19 protein-coding genes are annotated in these 17524 nt (G+C 71.3%); 7 read left to right on the forward strand and 12 right to left on the reverse strand.

Features of this window, described 5'->3' with window-relative positions; genetic code table 11:
• Positions 1–10 precede the first annotated feature (10 nt).
• The 3 genes from IEY21_RS10685 to IEY21_RS10695 are packed head-to-tail and all read right to left on the reverse strand — an operon-like array spanning position 11 to position 1249.
• The gene (locus tag IEY21_RS10685; RefSeq protein ID WP_188904226.1) at positions 11–310 is read right to left on the reverse strand and encodes a hypothetical protein; all 300 of its coding nucleotides are present in this window, start codon (positions 308–310) and stop codon (positions 11–13) included.
• Positions 311–314: 4 nt separating this feature from the next.
• Positions 315–710 (reverse strand): hypothetical protein, encoded by a 396-nt coding sequence (locus IEY21_RS10690; RefSeq protein WP_188904228.1) that lies wholly within the window; start codon positions 708–710, stop codon positions 315–317.
• Positions 707–1249, reverse strand: coding sequence for a hypothetical protein (locus IEY21_RS10695; protein WP_188904230.1), 543 nt, complete (start codon positions 1247–1249; stop codon positions 707–709). Before IEY21_RS10695 ends, IEY21_RS10690 begins: the two co-directional genes overlap by 4 nt.
• 143 nt (positions 1250–1392) lie before the next feature.
• On the opposite strand from IEY21_RS10695, the gene IEY21_RS10700 reads away from it, so the two are divergent.
• Positions 1393–1950, forward strand: coding sequence for a cupin domain-containing protein (locus IEY21_RS10700; protein ID WP_268237793.1), 558 nt, complete (start codon positions 1393–1395; stop codon positions 1948–1950).
• Positions 1951–1972: 22 nt separating this feature from the next.
• Here IEY21_RS10700 and IEY21_RS10705 read toward each other — a convergent pair whose 3' ends face one another.
• The 6 genes from IEY21_RS10705 to IEY21_RS10730 all read right to left on the reverse strand — a co-directional run bounded on the left by IEY21_RS10705 (position 1973) and on the right by IEY21_RS10730 (position 7891).
• Positions 1973–4894, reverse strand: coding sequence for a transglutaminaseTgpA domain-containing protein (locus IEY21_RS10705; RefSeq protein ID WP_188904234.1), 2922 nt, complete (start codon positions 4892–4894; stop codon positions 1973–1975).
• The gene (locus IEY21_RS10710) at positions 4895–5845 is read right to left on the reverse strand and encodes an AAA family ATPase (RefSeq protein ID WP_188904236.1); all 951 of its coding nucleotides are present in this window, start codon (positions 5843–5845) and stop codon (positions 4895–4897) included.
• A 60-nt stretch (positions 5846–5905) separates the two neighbouring features.
• On the reverse strand, positions 5906–6235 hold the full coding sequence (locus IEY21_RS10715; protein ID WP_229753031.1) for a VanZ family protein: 330 nt from the start codon (positions 6233–6235) through the stop codon (positions 5906–5908).
• Positions 6236–6279: 44 nt separating this feature from the next.
• Positions 6280–6690, reverse strand: coding sequence for a VOC family protein (locus IEY21_RS10720; RefSeq protein ID WP_373290507.1), 411 nt, complete (start codon positions 6688–6690; stop codon positions 6280–6282).
• Positions 6691–6776: 86 nt separating this feature from the next.
• On the reverse strand, positions 6777–7277 hold the full coding sequence (locus tag IEY21_RS10725) for a PaaI family thioesterase (RefSeq protein WP_188904242.1): 501 nt from the start codon (positions 7275–7277) through the stop codon (positions 6777–6779).
• 53 nt (positions 7278–7330) lie between these two features.
• Positions 7331–7891 carry a DUF402 domain-containing protein gene (locus IEY21_RS10730; protein WP_188904244.1) on the reverse strand — a complete coding sequence of 187 codons (561 nt, stop codon included), beginning with the start codon at positions 7889–7891 and terminating at the stop codon, positions 7331–7333.
• Positions 7892–7926: 35 nt separating this feature from the next.
• Between IEY21_RS10730 and IEY21_RS10735 the strand changes: the two genes are divergently transcribed.
• Positions 7927–8343 carry a hypothetical protein gene (locus IEY21_RS10735; protein WP_188904246.1) on the forward strand — a complete coding sequence of 139 codons (417 nt, stop codon included), beginning with the start codon at positions 7927–7929 and terminating at the stop codon, positions 8341–8343.
• On the opposite strand, the gene purN is transcribed toward IEY21_RS10735, so the two are convergent.
• Together purN and IEY21_RS10745 are read right to left on the reverse strand one after the other, a co-directional pair.
• The gene (gene purN / locus IEY21_RS10740) at positions 8327–8926 is read right to left on the reverse strand and encodes a phosphoribosylglycinamide formyltransferase (RefSeq protein WP_188904309.1); all 600 of its coding nucleotides are present in this window, start codon (positions 8924–8926) and stop codon (positions 8327–8329) included. The genes IEY21_RS10735 and purN overlap by 17 nt on opposite strands.
• Before the next feature lie 31 nt (positions 8927–8957).
• Positions 8958–10331, reverse strand: coding sequence for a dipeptidase (locus tag IEY21_RS10745; RefSeq protein ID WP_229753032.1), 1374 nt, complete (start codon positions 10329–10331; stop codon positions 8958–8960).
• A gap of 63 nt (positions 10332–10394) precedes the next feature.
• On the opposite strand from IEY21_RS10745, the gene IEY21_RS10750 reads away from it, so the two are divergent.
• From IEY21_RS10750 to alaS, 5 genes are all read left to right on the forward strand, one after another.
• Positions 10395–12407, forward strand: coding sequence for an amylo-alpha-1,6-glucosidase (locus tag IEY21_RS10750; RefSeq protein WP_229753033.1), 2013 nt, complete (start codon positions 10395–10397; stop codon positions 12405–12407).
• A gap of 84 nt (positions 12408–12491) precedes the next feature.
• Positions 12492–13169, forward strand: a complete 678-nt coding sequence (locus tag IEY21_RS10755) for an NUDIX hydrolase (protein WP_188904251.1) — start codon at positions 12492–12494, stop codon at positions 13167–13169.
• 71 nt (positions 13170–13240) lie between these two features.
• Positions 13241–13531, forward strand: a complete 291-nt coding sequence (locus tag IEY21_RS10760) for a YbaB/EbfC family nucleoid-associated protein (protein WP_188904253.1) — start codon at positions 13241–13243, stop codon at positions 13529–13531.
• Positions 13532–13583: 52 nt separating this feature from the next.
• A complete protein-coding gene (gene recR / locus IEY21_RS10765; protein WP_188904255.1) occupies positions 13584–14195 on the forward strand; it encodes a recombination mediator RecR in 612 nt (203 codons plus the stop codon).
• 120 nt (positions 14196–14315) lie between these two features.
• A complete protein-coding gene (gene alaS, locus IEY21_RS10770; RefSeq protein ID WP_188904257.1) occupies positions 14316–16997 on the forward strand; it encodes an alanine--tRNA ligase in 2682 nt (893 codons plus the stop codon).
• A gap of 211 nt (positions 16998–17208) precedes the next feature.
• Here the strand turns inward: alaS and IEY21_RS10775 are convergent, their stop codons facing one another.
• The gene (locus IEY21_RS10775) at positions 17209–17496 is read right to left on the reverse strand and encodes a hypothetical protein (RefSeq protein WP_188904259.1); all 288 of its coding nucleotides are present in this window, start codon (positions 17494–17496) and stop codon (positions 17209–17211) included.
• Positions 17497–17524: the final 28 nt, after the last annotated feature.

Raw genomic sequence — 17524 nt, forward strand, 5'->3', positions numbered from 1 at the left:
GGAGCGTCTCCTAGGGAAACGGCGCCTTGCCCGGTCGCCACCCTCCCTGCGGGCCACCGGCCCAGTACCACTCTCCGTATGTCGGACGCTGCTCCAGCGCGGCTTTCACGGCGGCCAGCGGAACGCGGCGGGCAAAGCGGGTCCGGGCGTGCCACGCGGCCAGCGCGGGGCCCGGATCACCCGGACGCAGCCCCCGCAGGGCCGCGTGGGCACGGTTGACGGCCAGATCGAACAGCGCGGAGGGTGCGGCGGCGGCGTTTGCCTCGCCCTCCTCGCGGGCCTCGGTCAGGAAGGGACGCTCCTCGGGCACGGGGTCAGGCCATGCGGGCGCGCCCAGCCAGAGCGGCGATCTGCCCGGCGTGCCACGCGGTATGACGGGCGTTCAGGCGCAGCAGTTCCGCAACCGTCAGGGACTGGCCGCCGTGCTGGACGGACTGCGCGAGCGCCCCGGCACTGAGTCCCCGCGCGGCCCCCACCTCCCAGACCATCAGGCGGGTCAGGCCCGCGTCGTCATCGGGCGCGGGCCTGCCGGTCGCCCCCGAGATCAGCGTCCAGTATTCGCGTTTGGTGGCGCTCAGGTGGCTGGTTAGCCAGCCCACGCGGGGGTGCGGCTGGCCGTCTATGGTGGCCAGGGCCGCGCGCACGCTTTCCCGGGGAGCGTGGTTCGCCTCGTCCAGCAGCGTGGCCAGGTCCTCCGCGCCGAAGGTCATGTGCGGCGTCCCCTATTTAGGGCAACCCCGCTCAGCGAGAAGGCCTCGCCGTCGTGCGTCAGGCGGCCGAGTTCCAGCATCCGGGCAGTCACGGCGCGGGCCTGCGGCTCGCTCAGGGGACTGCTCTCGGCGAGGTCACCCAGGGTAAAGCGGCCCCCCTTGCGCCACGCCAGCCGGTAGACCATGCGCTCCTGCACGTCCGGGCGCGCCTCACCCTCCTGCCGCCGCCCGAAGATGCGCCACACCACATACGCCGCCGCCAGCCCCACAAGCAACGCCAGCGGAATCAGGCGGGCGGCCAGCACGGGGTCGCCGACCTGCGTGCCCAGCGTGCGCAGCGCGTCGTGCGCCGCCGCCACGGCCCCGGCGTCCGCACCCCCCTCCTGCAGGCGGCGCAGCGCTCCCCTGGCCCGCAGATAGGACATCACGCCGCCCATATCGCCACGCACGAAGATCACCGAGTAGGTGATCAGCGCCGCCGCGCCGCCCACGATGGCCGAGAGGGAGAGCCGCAGAGCGTTGGGAGGAAGAGCGTTCACCCGTCCATGTTAGAGGAGCGGTTGGGGGGGGAAAGTGGCGAACCGGACGCGCCTGCGCCGGACCCTCCGGGCTGGCCGCTCAGTTCAGCCCGCGCGGCCCGCAGGAGCACGCTGATGCAGGACACCATTCAGGGATCAGGACCCTGAGGAGCCGCACCCCCAGCCCTCAGGCTGCGTATTCACAACACGGTCATCCAGGACGTCCTGACGTCTGTGCAGCGGACCGACGGAACGAGCAGCACCCTGCTGGACTTCGAACCCGCTCCGGGCGGCGGGAACCCCCGCATCTTCACCACGCCTTGGAGGAGGGCTTCACCTGTCGGGACGGAGAGCTGAGCGTCCTGCTGGGCCGGCAGACCCTGAACGTGCCGCCGGGCGAGACCGTCACGGTGGCCCGGGGCGTCATCCACCGCTTCTTCAATGCCACCGCGCGCCCAGTCCGGTTCCGGATCGAGGTCTCTCCCGGCAACCGGGATTTCGGGGACAGCCTGATCATTCTGCAGGGCCTGGCGAACGATGGCCTGACCAACCGCAAGAGCATTCCAAAACAGCCTGCCCCTATGGGACTGGTTGCGGAACTGGGCGACATCTGGTCGCCGTTTCCCCTGAGCCTGCTCAATCCGGTGGTGCGTCCGTTTGCGGCCCGCGCCCGCAAACAGGGAATGCTCCAGGAACTCAGGCGGCACTACTGCCCGTCCTGAGCCCTACATGGCCGCGCGCCCCTCAACGCCGGACCCGCCGCAGGGCCGCCGACAGTTCGCGCAGCGCCGCGCGCCCGTCGCCCGGAGCGTAGCGGGCGGCGTGGTAGGCGCGCACCACCTCGTCCAGCGCTCCGCGCAGGTGGGGATAGCGCTCGCCCGCGCGCCGGGCATAGGCGCTGGGGGTCTCGCCGGGAGCGCGCGGCAGGCGCAGGCGCACGGTCAGGGCGTCCAGGGCGCGGGCCGCAGGATCGCGGGGACGGGCGGCGCGGCGCAGCCACAGCCACGCGGGCAGCGCGGTGGCGGCGGCCAGCGCCAGCAGCAGCCCCATGAAGGCAGGAGAGCCGACGCCCTCCAGGCCCACCCTCCCCAGCAGGGCGCGCTGCTGGGCGCCGTCGTAGCCGACCACCACAGCGTTCCAGCGGTTCTGCAGGGCGTCCAGACGCAGGCTCCAGCGGTTCAGGGGGGTGGGCGTGGGGGCCGCCGCCGCCTGCGGACGGCTCAGGGCGGTGGTCAGGCCGGCCGACACGCGGGCGGGGGCCACCACGGCGGTGGGGTCCACCCGCACCCAGCCCTGGCCCGGCAGCCACACCTCGGCCCAGGCGTGGGCGTCCTGCTGGCGCACGATCAGGTAGCCGCCGTCCGGATTCTCCTCGCCGCCCAGGTAGCCGCCCACGATGCGGGCGGGCAGCCCGGCGGCGCGCATCAGGAAGGTGAAGGCCTGCGCGTAGTGTTCGCAGAAGCCCTGGCGGGTGCCGAACAGAAAGGCGTCTACCCGGTTGTGCGCGGGCAACAGTGGCGGCGACAGGGTGTAGCTGAAGCCGCCCGTGCCCAGCAGGGTCAACGCCGCGTCAATGCGGCCCTGCGGAGGCAACGTCTGCCAGCTCTGGCCCAGCGCGGCGGCGCGCGGACTCTCGCCGGGGGGCAACGCAAGGTTGAAATTCAACCGTCTGGGGTCCTCGCGCACCCCCAGCTGGGCGGAACGGCTTTCCAGGGCCACCCGGCGGCGCGAGGTCACGGGCCGGGACGACACGGCCTGGAATGCGGTGGTAAGCAGAACATCCGGTGGCAGCGACACCGGGGTGTCGAGCGCAAGCAACCACGGCATATTCGAAGGCTCCAGCGTGAGGGTATAGCTCCAGTTCGGCCCGTCTGCCTGGACCTCGATGCTGGGTACCCCGACGCTGGGCACCGCGCTGCCCAAGAACCCCTGCGTCCACGCTTCGCCGGCATAGGCCTCGTACACCGGGCCGCGCCAGTACCGCTCGGCGGGCGCGGGCACGGCTCCGGCAAAGTCGGCCCGGAAGGCCACCGCGCGGCTCTGGGCGAGGTCGCTGTAGTCCCCGGCGCGGATCACCGAGGACAGGCCGGTGACTGCCCCGGCGGACACCGGCAGCCGCCACAGCGGGCTCTCCGGGCGGGGAAACAGCACGAACAGGGCCAGTGCCAGCGGCACGGCCAATGCCAGCAGGGTGCCGCTGCGGACCAGGGTGGCGGGCAGATCGGCCCCTGGGTCCCCGTGTCCGGGACGGGTGGGGGCGGTCCAGCGCGAGGCGGCGGCGAGCAGCAGCGCGGCACTGACCACGGCGTGCAGCGCGGTGAGGGGATCCTGACCGTGAAAGAAATGCGTGCTCGTCACGAACAGGCCCAGCACCACCAGCACCTTTCCGTCGCGGGGTCCCCGGCCTTCGGCCGCCTTGAGGGCCACGAGCAGGGCGAGCAGCGCGGTGCCGGCGTCGCGGCCCAGCAGCGTGCCGTAGGTGACGTTCAGGCCCACCGCCGCCAGCCCCGCCAGCACGCCCAGTAGCGGGGTGGGCAGCGGCGGCCAGCCCCGGCGCGGGCGCACGGCGCGGTAGGCCAGCAGGGCGGCGGCGAGCAGCGTGACCCACACCGGCTGTCTCAGGGCGGTGGGGGCCAGCGCAAAGGCCAGCGCGAGCAGGGTGGTCCGCAGCGCGTCCTCGTCGGGCCTCTCCTCCTGTTCCGCGCGGCGTTTCGGGCGCTGCAACACGGGGACGGGGGGCAACGGCAGATGCCGGGCAAGCAGGTCTAGCGCGGCCCGGGCGTGCGCCTCGCCGCCGCCGACCGGCAGACTCTGGCCGGGCAGGCGCAACGCAAACGGTTGCCCGGCCCGCTCCAGCCGGGTGACCCAGGCCGCCAGCCGCGAGAGGCGCGTTTCGGTCTCTCCGGCCGTGTCGGCCCAGTCCAGCTGCCACGTCCGCCCCCGCGGCGCGTCGGTTTCGCGGGTCAGCAACTGGCCGGTGCGGGCCACGTGTCGCCACGACACCCGGCGCGGCGGGTCGCCCGGCGCGTAGGGCCGCAGCCCGGAGAAGTCCTCATCGCCGCGCGTGCGTGCTCCACCGTCGCCCGGGCCGGATACAGTCCGCGGCGGAGTGGGCGGCGCACCGTCCTCGGGGGCCGGGACCACCTGAACGGTCACGGGGGCGGGCGCAGGCAGCCCGGTCGCCCACAACCCCAGGAAATCCAGTGCGGCGGCTGCGCGGGCGGTGACGGTCAGCGGCCCGCGCACCCGCGCCGGAAATGGCACGGCCAGCGTTCTCAGCTCGCCCTCCCGCACGCGCAGGGTGACGCGGCGGGTGTCTCCGGCGCTGCTGTGCAGGGTCAGGGTCAGGGCCCCCGCCGCTCCCGTCACGCCCAGCGCGAACACCGCGTCCTCCCCGGCACGGACCGGCACGGGGGGGGTGAGCGTGACGCGCAGCCCGCGCGCCGGTCGGCTGGCCCCGGCCGAGGCGACCACCCACACGCCCCCCAGCAGAAAGGTCAGGCCGTAGCCCAGGCTCAGGCCGTAATTGATGCAGCCCACCAGCGTCAGCACCACCAGGATCAGGAACCCCACGCCAAAGCGGGTGGGGCGCAGCCGTGCGGTGGCGGCCGCGTGCGGAACCGCGGCAGGATGTGGGGTAACCGGCCCTCCCGCGTCGTCTGCCATCTACGGAATCGGCGTTTCCGCGAGCATGCGCGTCAGCAGTTCTGTGACGTTCACGCCGGGGTCGCGGGGCGGCAGGCGGTGCGCGGCCAGGGCGGGAAAGACTGCCTGCACGTCTTCCGGCAGGGCCATGCGGCGGCCCTCCAGATAGGCCCACGCGCGGGCCGCCGACAGCAGCGCGAGCAGGGCGCGGGGGCTCAGGCCCGCGGCCAGCGCCGGGTGCTGGCGGGTGGCCCCGGCAAGCCGTTGCAGGTAGTCCAGCAGCGGCGGCGCGGCGTGAACTCCGTCCACCTCACGCTGCATGCTGAGCAGCGTGCCCGCGTCCAGCACCGCCCCCAGGTCGCGCACGCTCAGGCTGCGTCCGCCGGTTTCGAGCAGGGTGCGCTCGGCACGTGGGTCCGGGTACCCCAGCGTCACGGTCATCAAAAAACGGTCAAGCTGAGCTTCCGGAAGCGGCGAGGTGCCCACAAAGGCCGCCGGGTTCTGGGTGGCAATCACGAAGAAGGGATCGGGCAGGGGGCGGGTCACGCCGCCCTCGCTGACCTGCCGCTCCTCCATCGCCTCCAGCAGCGCTCCCTGGGTACGCGGGGTGGCGCGGTTGATCTCGTCGGCAAGCAGCACCTCACTGAACACCGGCCCCTCCAGAAAGCGGAAGGTGGCCGTGGCCGCGTCCCACACGCTCACACCGGTCAGGTCGGCAGGCAGCAGGTCCGCCGTGAACTGCACGCGCCGGAAGTGCAGCCCGAAGGTGCGGGCCAGCGCCCCCGCCAGGGTCGTCTTGCCCACGCCCGGCTGGTCCTCGATGAGCAGGTGCCCGCGGGCGAGCAGGCACGCCACCGCCAGCCGGATCTGCCCCGGCTTGCCCAGAATCACACCGTCAAGCTGGGCCAGCGCGGCCCGCAGGGTGGCGGCGTGGTGTGCCGGGCTGGAAGGGGAGGTCACGGCCTGCGTCATGGCGCGCAGCGTAGCGGGCCGCATCTGACAGAACTGCGACGGGTCAGACACGCTCTGCGCTCAGCCGTGTTCGCCGGCCCCCCCTTCCCCACTCCAGCGGCGCAGCGCCAGCCGCGAGCCGATCCACGCGCCCGCGAGGTCAAAGAGCCAGTCGGTCACGCCCGCGTCGCGGCCCGGCACAAAGGCTTGGTGGGCCTCATCCAGCGCGCCCCACCACACCGCGATCACCAGCGCCAGCCCCCGCAGCCCGGTCGCGCGTCCCAGGGCGTAGCCCAGCGCCAGATACGTCAGAAAATGGGCGATCCAGTCCAGCGGATGCACCAGCGGCGGTCCCGGCGTATCGGCCGAGCTGCTCAGCCACCAGATCACGCCCATGATTGCCAGGGACATCAGCCACCAGACGGCCCGGGCGCGTGGGCGCGGCGCGGACGCCGTCAATGCGCGGCTCCGGGCGCGTGCTCTACCAGCTCGATCAGCGTACCTGCGCCCCATTTGGGATGCAAAAAGGCCACCCGCGTTCCGGCGCGGCCCGGCGTGGGGGCCTCATTCAAAAAGCGGGCGCCCTCCGAGCGCAGCCGCGCCATCTCGGCGTCCAGATCGTCCACGCGGTAGGCGGTGTGGTGCAGGCCCGGCCCACGTTTTTCCAGAAACGCGGCGATGGGACTGTCCGGGCGGGTGGGCGTCAGCAGTTCGATCAGGGTCTCCCCCACCACAAAGGCGCGGACGCGCACGCCCTGGGTCCCCACCTCCTCGTCCGGGCCTTCGGGCTGCAGGCCCAGGGCCAGGTAGGGAGCGCTTCCGAGGTCCAGATCCGGGGTGACGATGGCGACGTGATCGAGGTGCATGACCGGCATGGGCCCAGCCTACGCCAGCGCCGCGCCCCGCCTCAATGCACACGGGGCCTGCGCCGCGTGAAGCCCGGCCCGGACGTTCAGGAGCCGCGCGGCGCGGCGCGCAGATACCAGTGGGCCACCGCGCGCATGACCTCCTTGTCCTCGCCGTCGCGCACGCTGACGTTCACGACCAGCCGCGCCCGGCCCTCGGCGCCGTAGGCCTGCAGCGCGGCGGGCAGGTCGCCGGCGAGCGCCTCGGCGCGGGCGCTCAGGTCGCCGCGGGCGCGACCCACGTAGTGCGTCTCCAGCTTCTCGATCAGCGGCACGGCCCCGGCAAGGTGCGCCGCAAAGGCCCCCGCGAAAGCGGCCCCGCTGACCGCCTCGGCCAGCAGAAACTGCGCCCCGGCGTGGATGGTTCCCAGGTGGTTGCGGTACGGAGGCGTATCCGGGCACTCGCCCTCGGCCCAGCCCAGCCCCACATCGGTGATCCGGACCCCCACCGTGGCATTCATGGGAATGGCGTGCAGCGCGGCCTGCACGGCCTGTACCGCCTGAGGCGGCAACCGGGTCTGGGGGGCGGGCGTGTGAAGCTGGGACATGGGAAAACCTCCGGGTAGAAAACGAAATTTTGAACCGGGTTCAAGAACTGAGGTCAAGTATACGGGTCTTCCACGTAGCGCCGCAGCACCTCCACGGGCGGATAGGTTCCGGCGCGCAGCTGTGCGTCCACCTGCCGGGCATGATCCCAGGTGCGCGCCGCCAGCTCCGGCGTGACCTGACCGGCCTCCACCGCCGCCTCCAGATCCTCGGCGTCGATGATGTGTGTGGCCGTTACCGTCCACGGCGCGTCGGGCTCCGAGACCCCCACCACATCCAGATACAGGTCGTCATGCCACGGCAGCCCCTCTTCTGCCACACCCTCGCCACCATGGATGTCCACGTAAAACTGCACCGGCTGACCCGCCGCGCCGAGCATGACCGTCAGGGCCGCCCCCACCACACCTGCGCCCGCCCCGGTGGGATGGGCGCGCACCCAGCGGAAGCCGCTGTCCAGGATGCGGTGCGTGCCGCCGCCGGGCCGGGAGACGTCCAGCGGCCGGACCACCGTGCGGGCCGTGAAGTCCACGATCACGTAGCCGGGCACGTCCAGCACCGTCTGGGTGCCCTGCGTGACCCGCGCCCAGGCCCGCAGATCAAAGGTCTTGCGCTTCATGCTTCTGAGGCTACACGGCCCGCTAGCATGTCGGCATGTTCCAGTACGCCCGCCGCTTCTGGTTGCCCCTACTGCTTGTCCTGCTGGTGCCCACCACCCTGTGGGCCATCTCCGTGGCGCGGCAGGCCGGGTCCGAGCGGCAGCGGCAGGCGCAGGAGGCCGCGCGTCGGGCCGAAACCGCGCGCGTGATGGCCTCGGACCCGGTGCGCTTCGAACAGTACGTGCGGCAGGTATTCATCGCCGCCGACGTGATCGGTCAGGGCGAGCAGGATGCCAGCGGCCCGTGCCGGAGCGTCAGCGGTTTTGAGAACGGCGTGGGTGACCCGCCCCCCGAGACCAGAGACTGTGTGATCCGCGATCCCGGGGAGGAGGCCCCGACGGTTCAGCTGACCCTGCAAGACGGCCGGGTCTTTCGCTGGCCGCCGGACGGGGCCGTCAATCCGGTGCCATAGAGGCCCGCTCCGCCACCAGCTGCCGTACCGCCCGCAGCATCAGCTCCCCCTCGATGGCCTGCACGCGCGCCTTGAGGGTCTCCAGCGTGTCACCCGGCTGCACCGGCACCCGCCCCTGCGCGAGCGCCGGCCCCTCGTCGATGCCCGCCGTGACCAGATGCACTGTCGCGCCGGATTCCGGGTCGCCCGAGGCGAGGACGGCCTCATGCACGCGGTCCCCGTACATGCCGCGCCCGCCGTGCCGGGGCAGCAGGCTGGGGTGGATGTTCAGCACCCGGCCCGCGAAGGCCCCCAGCACCCGTGGCCCCAGTTCCCGCATGTAGCCGCTGAGGACAAGTACTTCGGCGCCCGCCCCGCACAGAAAGTCGAGGATGGCCGCGTCGAGGTCGTCGGGGTCGGGGTACCCCGCGCTGCTCAGGTGCGCGGCCCGCAGACCCTCTGCCCGCGCCCAGGCCAGCGCCACCGAGCGGCTGTTGTTGCTCACCAGCGCCACCGGCACGGCGTCCAAGGCTCCGCTGCGGCACGCCTGAGTGAGGTGCCGCGCCGCGCTGCCACCGTGCGAGGCGAGAAAGGCGAGCTTCATGGGCACGCCGCGCGCCGCCACGCCCCCCGCCTCATTTTCCCAGTTCCTCCAGCAGGTACGCGCTTGTCAGAATGCCGTTGTGGTAGTCGGCGAGCGCAAAGCTCTCGTTGGGGCTGTGTGGGGCGTCCTCGTTCAGGCCCATGTCCACGAACAGCACCGGGCTTTTCAGGATCTCGGCGAACGAGGCGACGATGGGAATGCTGCCCCCGGTGCGCGCAAACACCGCGGGCTTGCCGTACACACGTTCCAGCGCGCGGTCGGCGGCCTTCACGTAGGTGCTGGAGGTATCGAACTTGATGGGCTGGCCGCCGTGCAGCGCCCGGACCTCCACGGTCACCCCCGCCGGGGCGATGGTGGGCACGTATTCCTGAATCAGGCGGGTGATGCGGTCCGGGTCCTGGCCGGGGACCAAGCGCATGGACACCTTGGCTCCCGCCTTCGCGGCGATCACGGTCTTGCTGCCCTCGCCCTGGTAGCCGCCCCAGATGCCGTTGACGTCCAGGGTCGGGCGGCCCCACAGCCGTTCCAGTACGGAATAGCCGTCCTCGCCGGGCAGCGCGGACACGCCGATGCTCTGGGCAAAGGCATCGTCGTCCTGGGGCAGCGAGGCCCACATCTCCCGCTCCTCGCCGGTCAGTTCCTCGATGCCGTCGTAGAAGCCGGGAATGGTGACGCGGCCGTGGTCGTCCTTGAGGCGGGCGATGATCTCGCACAGGGCGTTGATGGGGTTGGGGGCGGCTCCGCCGTAGCTGCCGCTGTGCAGATCACGGTTGGCCCCCTGCACATGAATCTCCACGTAGCTCAGGCCGCGCACGCCGTAGGTAATGGTCGGCACGTCGGCGGCGAAGCGGCTGCCGTCACTGATCACGATCACGTCGGCCTGCAGCTCTTCCCGGTGCGCCTGCAGGTACGGCACGATGCTGGGGCTGCCGATTTCCTCCTCACCCTCCAGCAGGAACTTGATGTTCACGGGCAGCTCGCCCTGCGTCTGCAGCAGTTCCACGCCGCGCACGTGCGCGTAGGCCTGACCCTTGTCGTCGGTGCTGCCGCGCGCGTAGATGCGCCCGTCGCGCACGGTGGGCTCGAAGGGGGGCGTCACCCACTCCTCCAGCGGGGCCTCGGGCTGCACGTCGTAGTGGCCGTACAGCAGCACGGTGGGCTTGCCCGGAGCCTTGAGGTGCTCGGCGTACACGGCGGGGTGTCCCCCGGTCTCATCCACCCGCGCGGTGAAGCCCAGCGACTCCAGCTTGACGCGCAGAAATTCGGCGGCCCTTACCAGATCCTCCTTGTGGCTGGGATCGGCGCTGACACTGGGAATGCGCAGCAACTCGAAGAGTTCGGCCTCGGCTTGCTCGCGGTTCAGGGCACTCGACAGATCGCCGGGGGTCAGGTCAGTGGAGGTCATGCGGGGAATGATAGAGGGTCGGCAGGTGAGCGGAACATCCCACCGTCTGCCATGCTGCCCTCCATGAGCCCGCCCGAACCGCCTGCTCCGTCCCCCGCCCACCTGCGGCATTACGGCCCGCTGCGGGCGCGCGACCCCGATCTGGAAGTGCTGCTCACCGACGGTCTGGGCGGCTTTGCCCTGAGCAGTCTGGCGGGCGTGCCGACCCGCTGTTACTCGGGACTGGTGGTCAGTCAGGCCCCGCCGGTGGAACGCTTCACGCACCTGGCCTCGCCGCTGGAAGTGCTGCAGGTCGGTGGCGAGACGGTGGCCCTGCATGCCCTGGAACTCGCGCCGGGTGTGTTCGAGGGCCAGGGCCTGGAACACCTGAGCGGCGTGACCCTGCGCGACCTGCTGCCCGAGCGCGAGCAGGCGGTGGGCGGCGTGCGGGTGCGGCGCCGGACCGTGTGCCCGGCACAGTCGGGCGCGGTGGTGTACCTGTACGACGTCCAGGCGCGCGAAGCGGTCACGCTGACCCTGGGCGGCTATTTCGTGGACCGCGACATGCACCACACCCACACCACTGCCCCGGAACTGAGCTTCACGGTCAAGGGCACTGCGGCAGAGGTGGTCGGCGGGCGGCGCACAAGGGCGCAGGTCCACGCGCCCGGCGCACAGGTTGAGGCCCTGCCACCGCAACCGTTTGCCCAGCGGATTTACTACCGCCACGACGCGGCGCGCGGCGAGCCGGACCACGAATACGTGCGCGGCGCGGCGCTGTGGAGGGTGCACCTTCCGGCAGGCGGAGGCCGGGTGGCCCTGAGCGTGCAGGGCCGGACAGCCACCACACCCGATCTGACCAATCCGTGGCTGGCCTACGAACAGGAGGGGGCCCGCCGCCACGCCCTGGCCGTACAGGCCCAGGGCGCCTGTGAAGTGACAGACGGACTGGTGGCCACCCTGGCGGTCGCCGCCGACGCCTACCTCGTGCGCCGCAGCGCCCCGGCGGGCCGCAGCGTGATTGCCGGATACCCGTGGTTTGCCGACTGGGGGCGCGACGCCATGATCGCGCTGACCGGCCTGACCCTGCTCACCGGGCGGCACGCCGAGGCCCGCGACCTGCTCGATACCTTCCTGCGCACGGCCCGGCGCGGCCTGATTCCCAACCACTTTCACGAGGACGGCCAGGGCGCCGGCTACAACACCGTGGACGGCGCGCTGTGGCTGGCGGTGGCGCTGGAACGCTACGTGACGGCCAGCGGCGACACCGCCTTTGCCCGCACGGCCCTGCCGCAGCTGCGCGGGGTGCTGCGGTGGCACCTGAACGGCACCGACCACGGCATCCGCGCCGACCCCCACAGCGGGCTGCTGCATGCGGGCGAGGCGGGCGTGCAGCTGACCTGGATGGACGTGAAGATCGCCGAGTGGGTGGTGACGCCCCGGCACGGCCATCCCATCGAGATCCAGGGGCTGTGGCTCGCGGCGCTGGGGGCAGAGACGCGCCTCTCACAGCGGATGGGCGAGCGGCCGCAGTTTGCGGCCACGCTGCAGCAGGCCCGCGCGAGCTTCGCCGCGTTCTGGAATGACAACAGGTGGGCCGACGTGCTGGGCGCGGACGGCTCTCCCGACCCCAGCGTGCGCCCAAACATGGCCCTGGCCCTGGCACTGCCGGACACCCCCGCCACCCCCACGCAGGTCGCGGCGGCGGTCCAGACCCTGGAGGCCGAGCTGCTCACGCCGCTGGGGCTGCGCACCTTATCGCCGCGCGACCCGCGCTACCGCGGCAACTACGGCGGCCCCCAGGTTCAGCGCGACGCCGCCTACCACCAGGGCACGGTCTGGCCGTGGCCGCTGACCGCGTACACCGAGCTGCTGCTGTCGCGCGGCGAGGTCGCCCGCGCCCGCGCCGCCCTGAACGGCCTGAGCGGCCACCTCTGGGAAGCGGGCGTGGGCCACGTTTCCGAGGTGTTCGCCGGAGACACGCTGCGCCCCGGCGGCTGCCCCTTCCAGGCCTGGAGCGTGGCCGAACTGCTGCGCGCCCACGTGCTGGTCTCCCGCGCAGAGGCGGACTCCCAAAGCGCCCAAAACTCCGGCTGAAGTCCGTTCCGGTGACGTTCATTCCAGGCTCAACTAGACACTTATCCTTGACGTACCGAGGACACTAACCCTAGCATCGCCAGCATGTCCCGCCTCACCTTGCCGCCGCAGGCCACCCAGGTTGGTCTGGCGGTGGATGTGGCGGCGTTTGCCATGCACGGCGGCGAGCTGCGCGCCCTGCTCGTCCAGCGCGGCGAACTGCCCCACGCCCGCGCCTGGGCCCTGCCCGGCGGCTTTGTGCAGCCGGGCGAGGAACTGCATGAGGCGGCCCTGCGTGAACTGCGCACCGAGACGGCCGTGCAGCTTGAGCCCCGGCACCTAGAGCAGTTCTATACCTTCGGGGCCGTGGACCGCGATCCGCGCGGCCGCATCGTGAGCGTGGCCCACCTTGCGGTGCTGCCGCACGGCACGGTGCGGGTCAGCGGCGGCGGGCACACCCTGGACGCCGAGTGGCTCAGCGCCCACCGCCCGCCGCAGCTGGCCTTCGACCACCACGACATCCTGACCCGCGCGCTGCTGCGGCTGCAGTTGCGGCTGGAATATGCCAACCTCGCGCTGGAATTCCTGCCGGACACCTTCACGCTGCCCGAGCTTCAGGGGGTCTACGAGGCGATCCTCGACCGCCAGCTGGACAAGCGCAACTTCCGCAAACGGCTGCTCGCCCAGGGCATCCTGACCCCCAGTGGCGAGCGGCGCAGCGGCGTGGGCCGGCCCGCCCAGCTGTACCGCCGCGCCAAGAACGTGCGGGTGGCGGCGCTGTAGCGCTCCCGACTCTCCGCGAGACGGGTCTGCGTTTTACTTTCCGGCATAGGCCGGGCCGCTACACTGACCGCATGGACATGAAGAAGCTGATGAAGCAGATGCAGCAGGCGCAGGTGGCCGCGGGCAAGATTCAGGAGGAACTCGCCGCCAAATCGGTGGAGGGCAGTGCGGGCGGGCTGGTCACGGTCACCATGAACGGCCACGGCAAGCTGACCACCCTGAAGATCAACCCCGAGGCGGTGGACCCGCAGGACGTCGAGGCCCTGGAAGACCTGATTCTGGTCGCCATGCAGGACGCCAGCGCCAAGGCCGACGCTTTGCAGCAGGACGCCACGCGCGGCCTGGGAATCCCCGGATTTTGAAGACGGGCCGCCTTCCCCATAGCGGGCGGGGCGCACCCCGAGAGCGGCGGGCATGAAATACCCTCCCTCCCTGGTCGCGCTGATCCGCGAGCTCTCACGCCTGCCCGGCATCGGCCCCAAGAGCGCGCAGCGGCTGGCCTTCTACCTGTTCGAGCAACCGCGCGAGGACATCGAGCGGCTGGCCAGTTCCCTGCTCTCGGCCAAGCGGGACCTGCACACCTGCCCCATCTGCTTCAACATCACCGACGCCGAGCGCTGTGACGTGTGCAGCGACCCGGCCCGCGACCAGAATCTGATCTGCGTGGTCGAGGAACCCGGCGACGTGATTGCCATCGAGCGCAGCGGCGAGTACCGGGGCCTGTACCACGTGCTGCACGGTGTCCTGAGTCCCATGAACGGGGTGGGGCCCGAGCAGCTGCACATCAAGCCCCTGCTGCCGCGCGTGACCGAGGGCCAGGAGGTGATCCTGGCCACCGGCACCACCGTGGAGGGCGACGCCACCGCGCTGTACCTGCAACGCCTGCTGGAGCCGCTGGGCGCACTGGTCAGCCGCATCGCCTACGGCCTGCCGGTAGGCGGCGCGCTGGAGTACGCCGACGAGGTCACGCTGGGCCGCGCCCTGACCGGGCGTCAGCGTGTGAGCAAGCCCCGGCCAGACGCCTGAAGCCCACACGCCCACGTCCCCACCCTCAAGCTTCTCCCCTGCGGAGGAGTTTTTGTTTTGCTTGCGGGGGCTGGCGGCGAACAGATTGGCCGCCCGCCCCGCCGCGCTAAACTTCCCCGCATGACTGCTCCGTCCTCTTCCCTGTCCACCGCCGACATCCGCGAGAAGTTCCTGAGCTTCTTCGAGGGCAAGGGCCACCTGCGCCTGCCCAGCCACAGCACGGTGGCCCCGGACCCCACCACGCTGTTCACCGTGGCAGGCATGCAGCCGTTCAAGGAACAGTTCATGGGTGCGCCCGCCAAATTCGAGCAGGGTGCAAACAAGCGCGTGACCACCGCGCAGAAGTGCCTGCGCATCGGGGACATCGAGAACGTGGGGCGCACCCTGCGGCACTGCTCGCTGCTGGAGATGATGGGCAACTTCAGTTTTGGCGACTACTTCAAGCGCGAGTCGCTGACCTGGGCGTGGGAATTCCTGACCAGCCCCGAGTGGATGGCGCTGGACAAGACCAAGCTGTACGCCACCATCTACCAGGACGACGAGGAGGCCTTCGAGATCTGGACGCAGGACATCGGCCTGCCCGAGGACCACATCCTGCGCTTTGGGGCCGACGAGAACTTCTGGCCCGCCGACGCGCCCAAAGAGGGTCCCAACGGCCCGTGCGGCCCGTGCAGCGAGATCTTCTATGACCGGGGGCCGCAGTACGGTGACGACACCTGGGCCGACTACGCCCAGACCCGCGAGAGCGCGCGCTTTCTGGAAATCTGGAACAACGTGTTCCCTCAGTACGACCGCCAGGAACCGCAGCCCGACGGCACGCCGACGCTCGTTGACCTGCCCTTCAAGAACATCGACACCGGCATGGGCCTGGAACGCATCGCCACCGTGGTGCAGGACGTCTACGATTTTTACAGCAACGACGTGTTCGCGCCGATCATCGCCCGCATTGCCGAGCTGAGCGGCCACCCCTACGAGGGGCCGCAGAACGTCTCGCACCGCGTGGTGGCCGAGCATGTCCGCAGCGTGAGCATGGTCATCGCCGACGGCTCTGCGCCGGGCAACACCGGACGCGGCTACGTGATCCGCAAGATTCTGCGCCGCGCCTCCAGACACGCCTACCTGCTGGGCCTGCGCGAGCCGACGCTGTACAAGCTGGTGCCGCTGGTGGTGGACCGCATGGGCGACGCCTACCCCGAACTGAGGGCCGAACAGGCCCGGGTCGAGGCCACGATCAAGAGTGAGGAGGAGCGCTTCCTGAAGACGCTCGAGGGCGGCATCCAGCGCCTCGGCGGGCTGCTCGAGCGGCTGGAGAAGGGCGCGGTGCTGGGCGGCGAGGAAGCCTTCATCCTGTACGACACCTACGGCTTTCCGGTCGACCTGACCAAGGAAATTGCCGAGGAATACGGCGTCAGCGTGGACGAGGCCGGGTACGCCGAGAGCCTGGAAAACGCCCAGAACATCGCGCGGGCTGGCAGCAAGTACGGCAAGTCCGAACTGTTCGGCGGACAGGAGGCCCTCACCGACCTCTCTCCCACCGAGTTTGTCGGCTACGACGAGCTGGAGGCCGACGGTGAGGTGCTGGCCCTGCTCGTGGCGGGCGAGCGCCCCACCCACCTGAGTGCGGGCGACGAGGCGACGGTGGTGCTGTCGCGCACCCCGTTCTATGCCGAGGGCGGCGGCGAGGTCGGCGACACCGGCCGCCTGGAGTGGGACGGCGGCGCCGGAGTAGTGCGCGATACCCGCAAGACCCCCGGCGGCGTGTTCCTGCACGACGTGATCGTGGAGGCGGGCGAGCTGAAGGAAGGCCAGCGCGTGCGCGGAGTGGTCTCGGGCGAGCGGCAGGCCACGCAGCGCCACCACACCGCCACCCACCTGCTGCACGCCGCGCTGCGGGCAGTGCTGGGGTCGGGCGTGCGGCAGGCCGGATCGCTGGTCGCGCCCGACCGTCTGCGTTTTGACTTCTCGCACGGCGCCGCATTGAGCGCGGAAGAGATTGCCAGCGTGGAGCGGCTGGTGTCGCGCTGGGTCAGCGCCAACTTCCCGGTGACGTGGCAGGAAATGCCGATTGCCCAGGCGCGGGCGGCGGGCGCCACCGCACTGTTCGGCGAGAAGTACGGAGACACCGTGCGCGTGGTTCAGGTGGGCGGCGAGGTGTCGCACGAGGGACAGGCCGTGGCGAGCATGGAACTGTGCGGCGGCGCGCACGTGAAGCGCACCGGCGACATCGGCGCGTTCGTGATTCTGAGTGACGAGAACGTGGCCGCTGGGGTCCGCCGCATCGAGGCGCTGGCGGGCGAGGCGGCCACCGGCTGGCTGCGCGAGCGTCTTATGGGGGCGGCGCGGGTGTCGGCCATGCTCAACACCAGCCCCGACGGTCTGGAAGGCCGCGTCTCGGGCCTGCAGGCGCAGCTCAAGGCCGCCGAGAAGGAAACGGCGAATGTCCGCCGGCAGCTGGCCGAGGCGCAGATGGGCGGAGCGAGCGGCGCGGCCTCCCCGGTGCGCGAGCTGGGCGGATTCCAGGTCGCGGCCCTCAAGCTGTCCGGCATCGAGGGCAATGAACTTCGTGGAGCCGCCGACAAGCTGCTCGAACAGAGTGGCGCGGACCTAGCCGTGGTCGCCGGGGACAAGGGACTGGTCGTCAAGGCCACCCGGGACGCCGTGACCCGCGGAGCGCACGCCGGGCAACTGGTCGGCAAGCTCGCGGCGGCGGGCGGCGGCAAGGGCGGAGGTCGCCCCGACATGGCGCAGGCGGGCATCACGGACGCGGGGGCAGCGCTGGAGGCGCTCGACACGGCCTTCTGAAGCCGCACCAGCCGCTGAACCGCTTCGTCATCCCTGAAGTTGAAAATTGAAGTCTGCCCAGCCCCAGCACCGTCCGCACCAAGAACGGCGCTGGGGCTGGCATTTTGCTGTGCCCGCACTCTTCACTGCCAGGCCCGTGAAGGCACCCACCGGACCCCTGTCGTTAATCACCACCTGGGCAGGTCCACTGGTCGGCCACGTGGCCCGGTGCCTAACCCTCTGTGCCGGGGCCAGGGCCGGGGTCGAGGCCCTCGGCCCGTTCCAGGGCGATGTTCGCCTCGGTCATGGAGGCGTCTCCGCCCAGCAGACCCGTGACTTCGCCGGCGCTCATGCCGTCCCCGGCGGGGGCGGGCACGCCCGGCAGCGTGCGGCCTTCCGGGTGCTCGGGTGCGGGGCCCTGTGCGGCAGGCGGGTGCCCCGCTGCCGGCTTGAGGTGCGGGGTCAGGGTGGGGTTGATGGGCAGCGCGTCCCGTTCCCCGGTGGGATCGTCCTTGGTCATGGCCCCAGCATGTCCTCCACTGGCCCGG

This window comes from Deinococcus aerophilus (genome assembly GCF_014647075.1).
Taxonomy (GTDB): domain Bacteria; phylum Deinococcota; class Deinococci; order Deinococcales; family Deinococcaceae; genus Deinococcus; species Deinococcus aerophilus.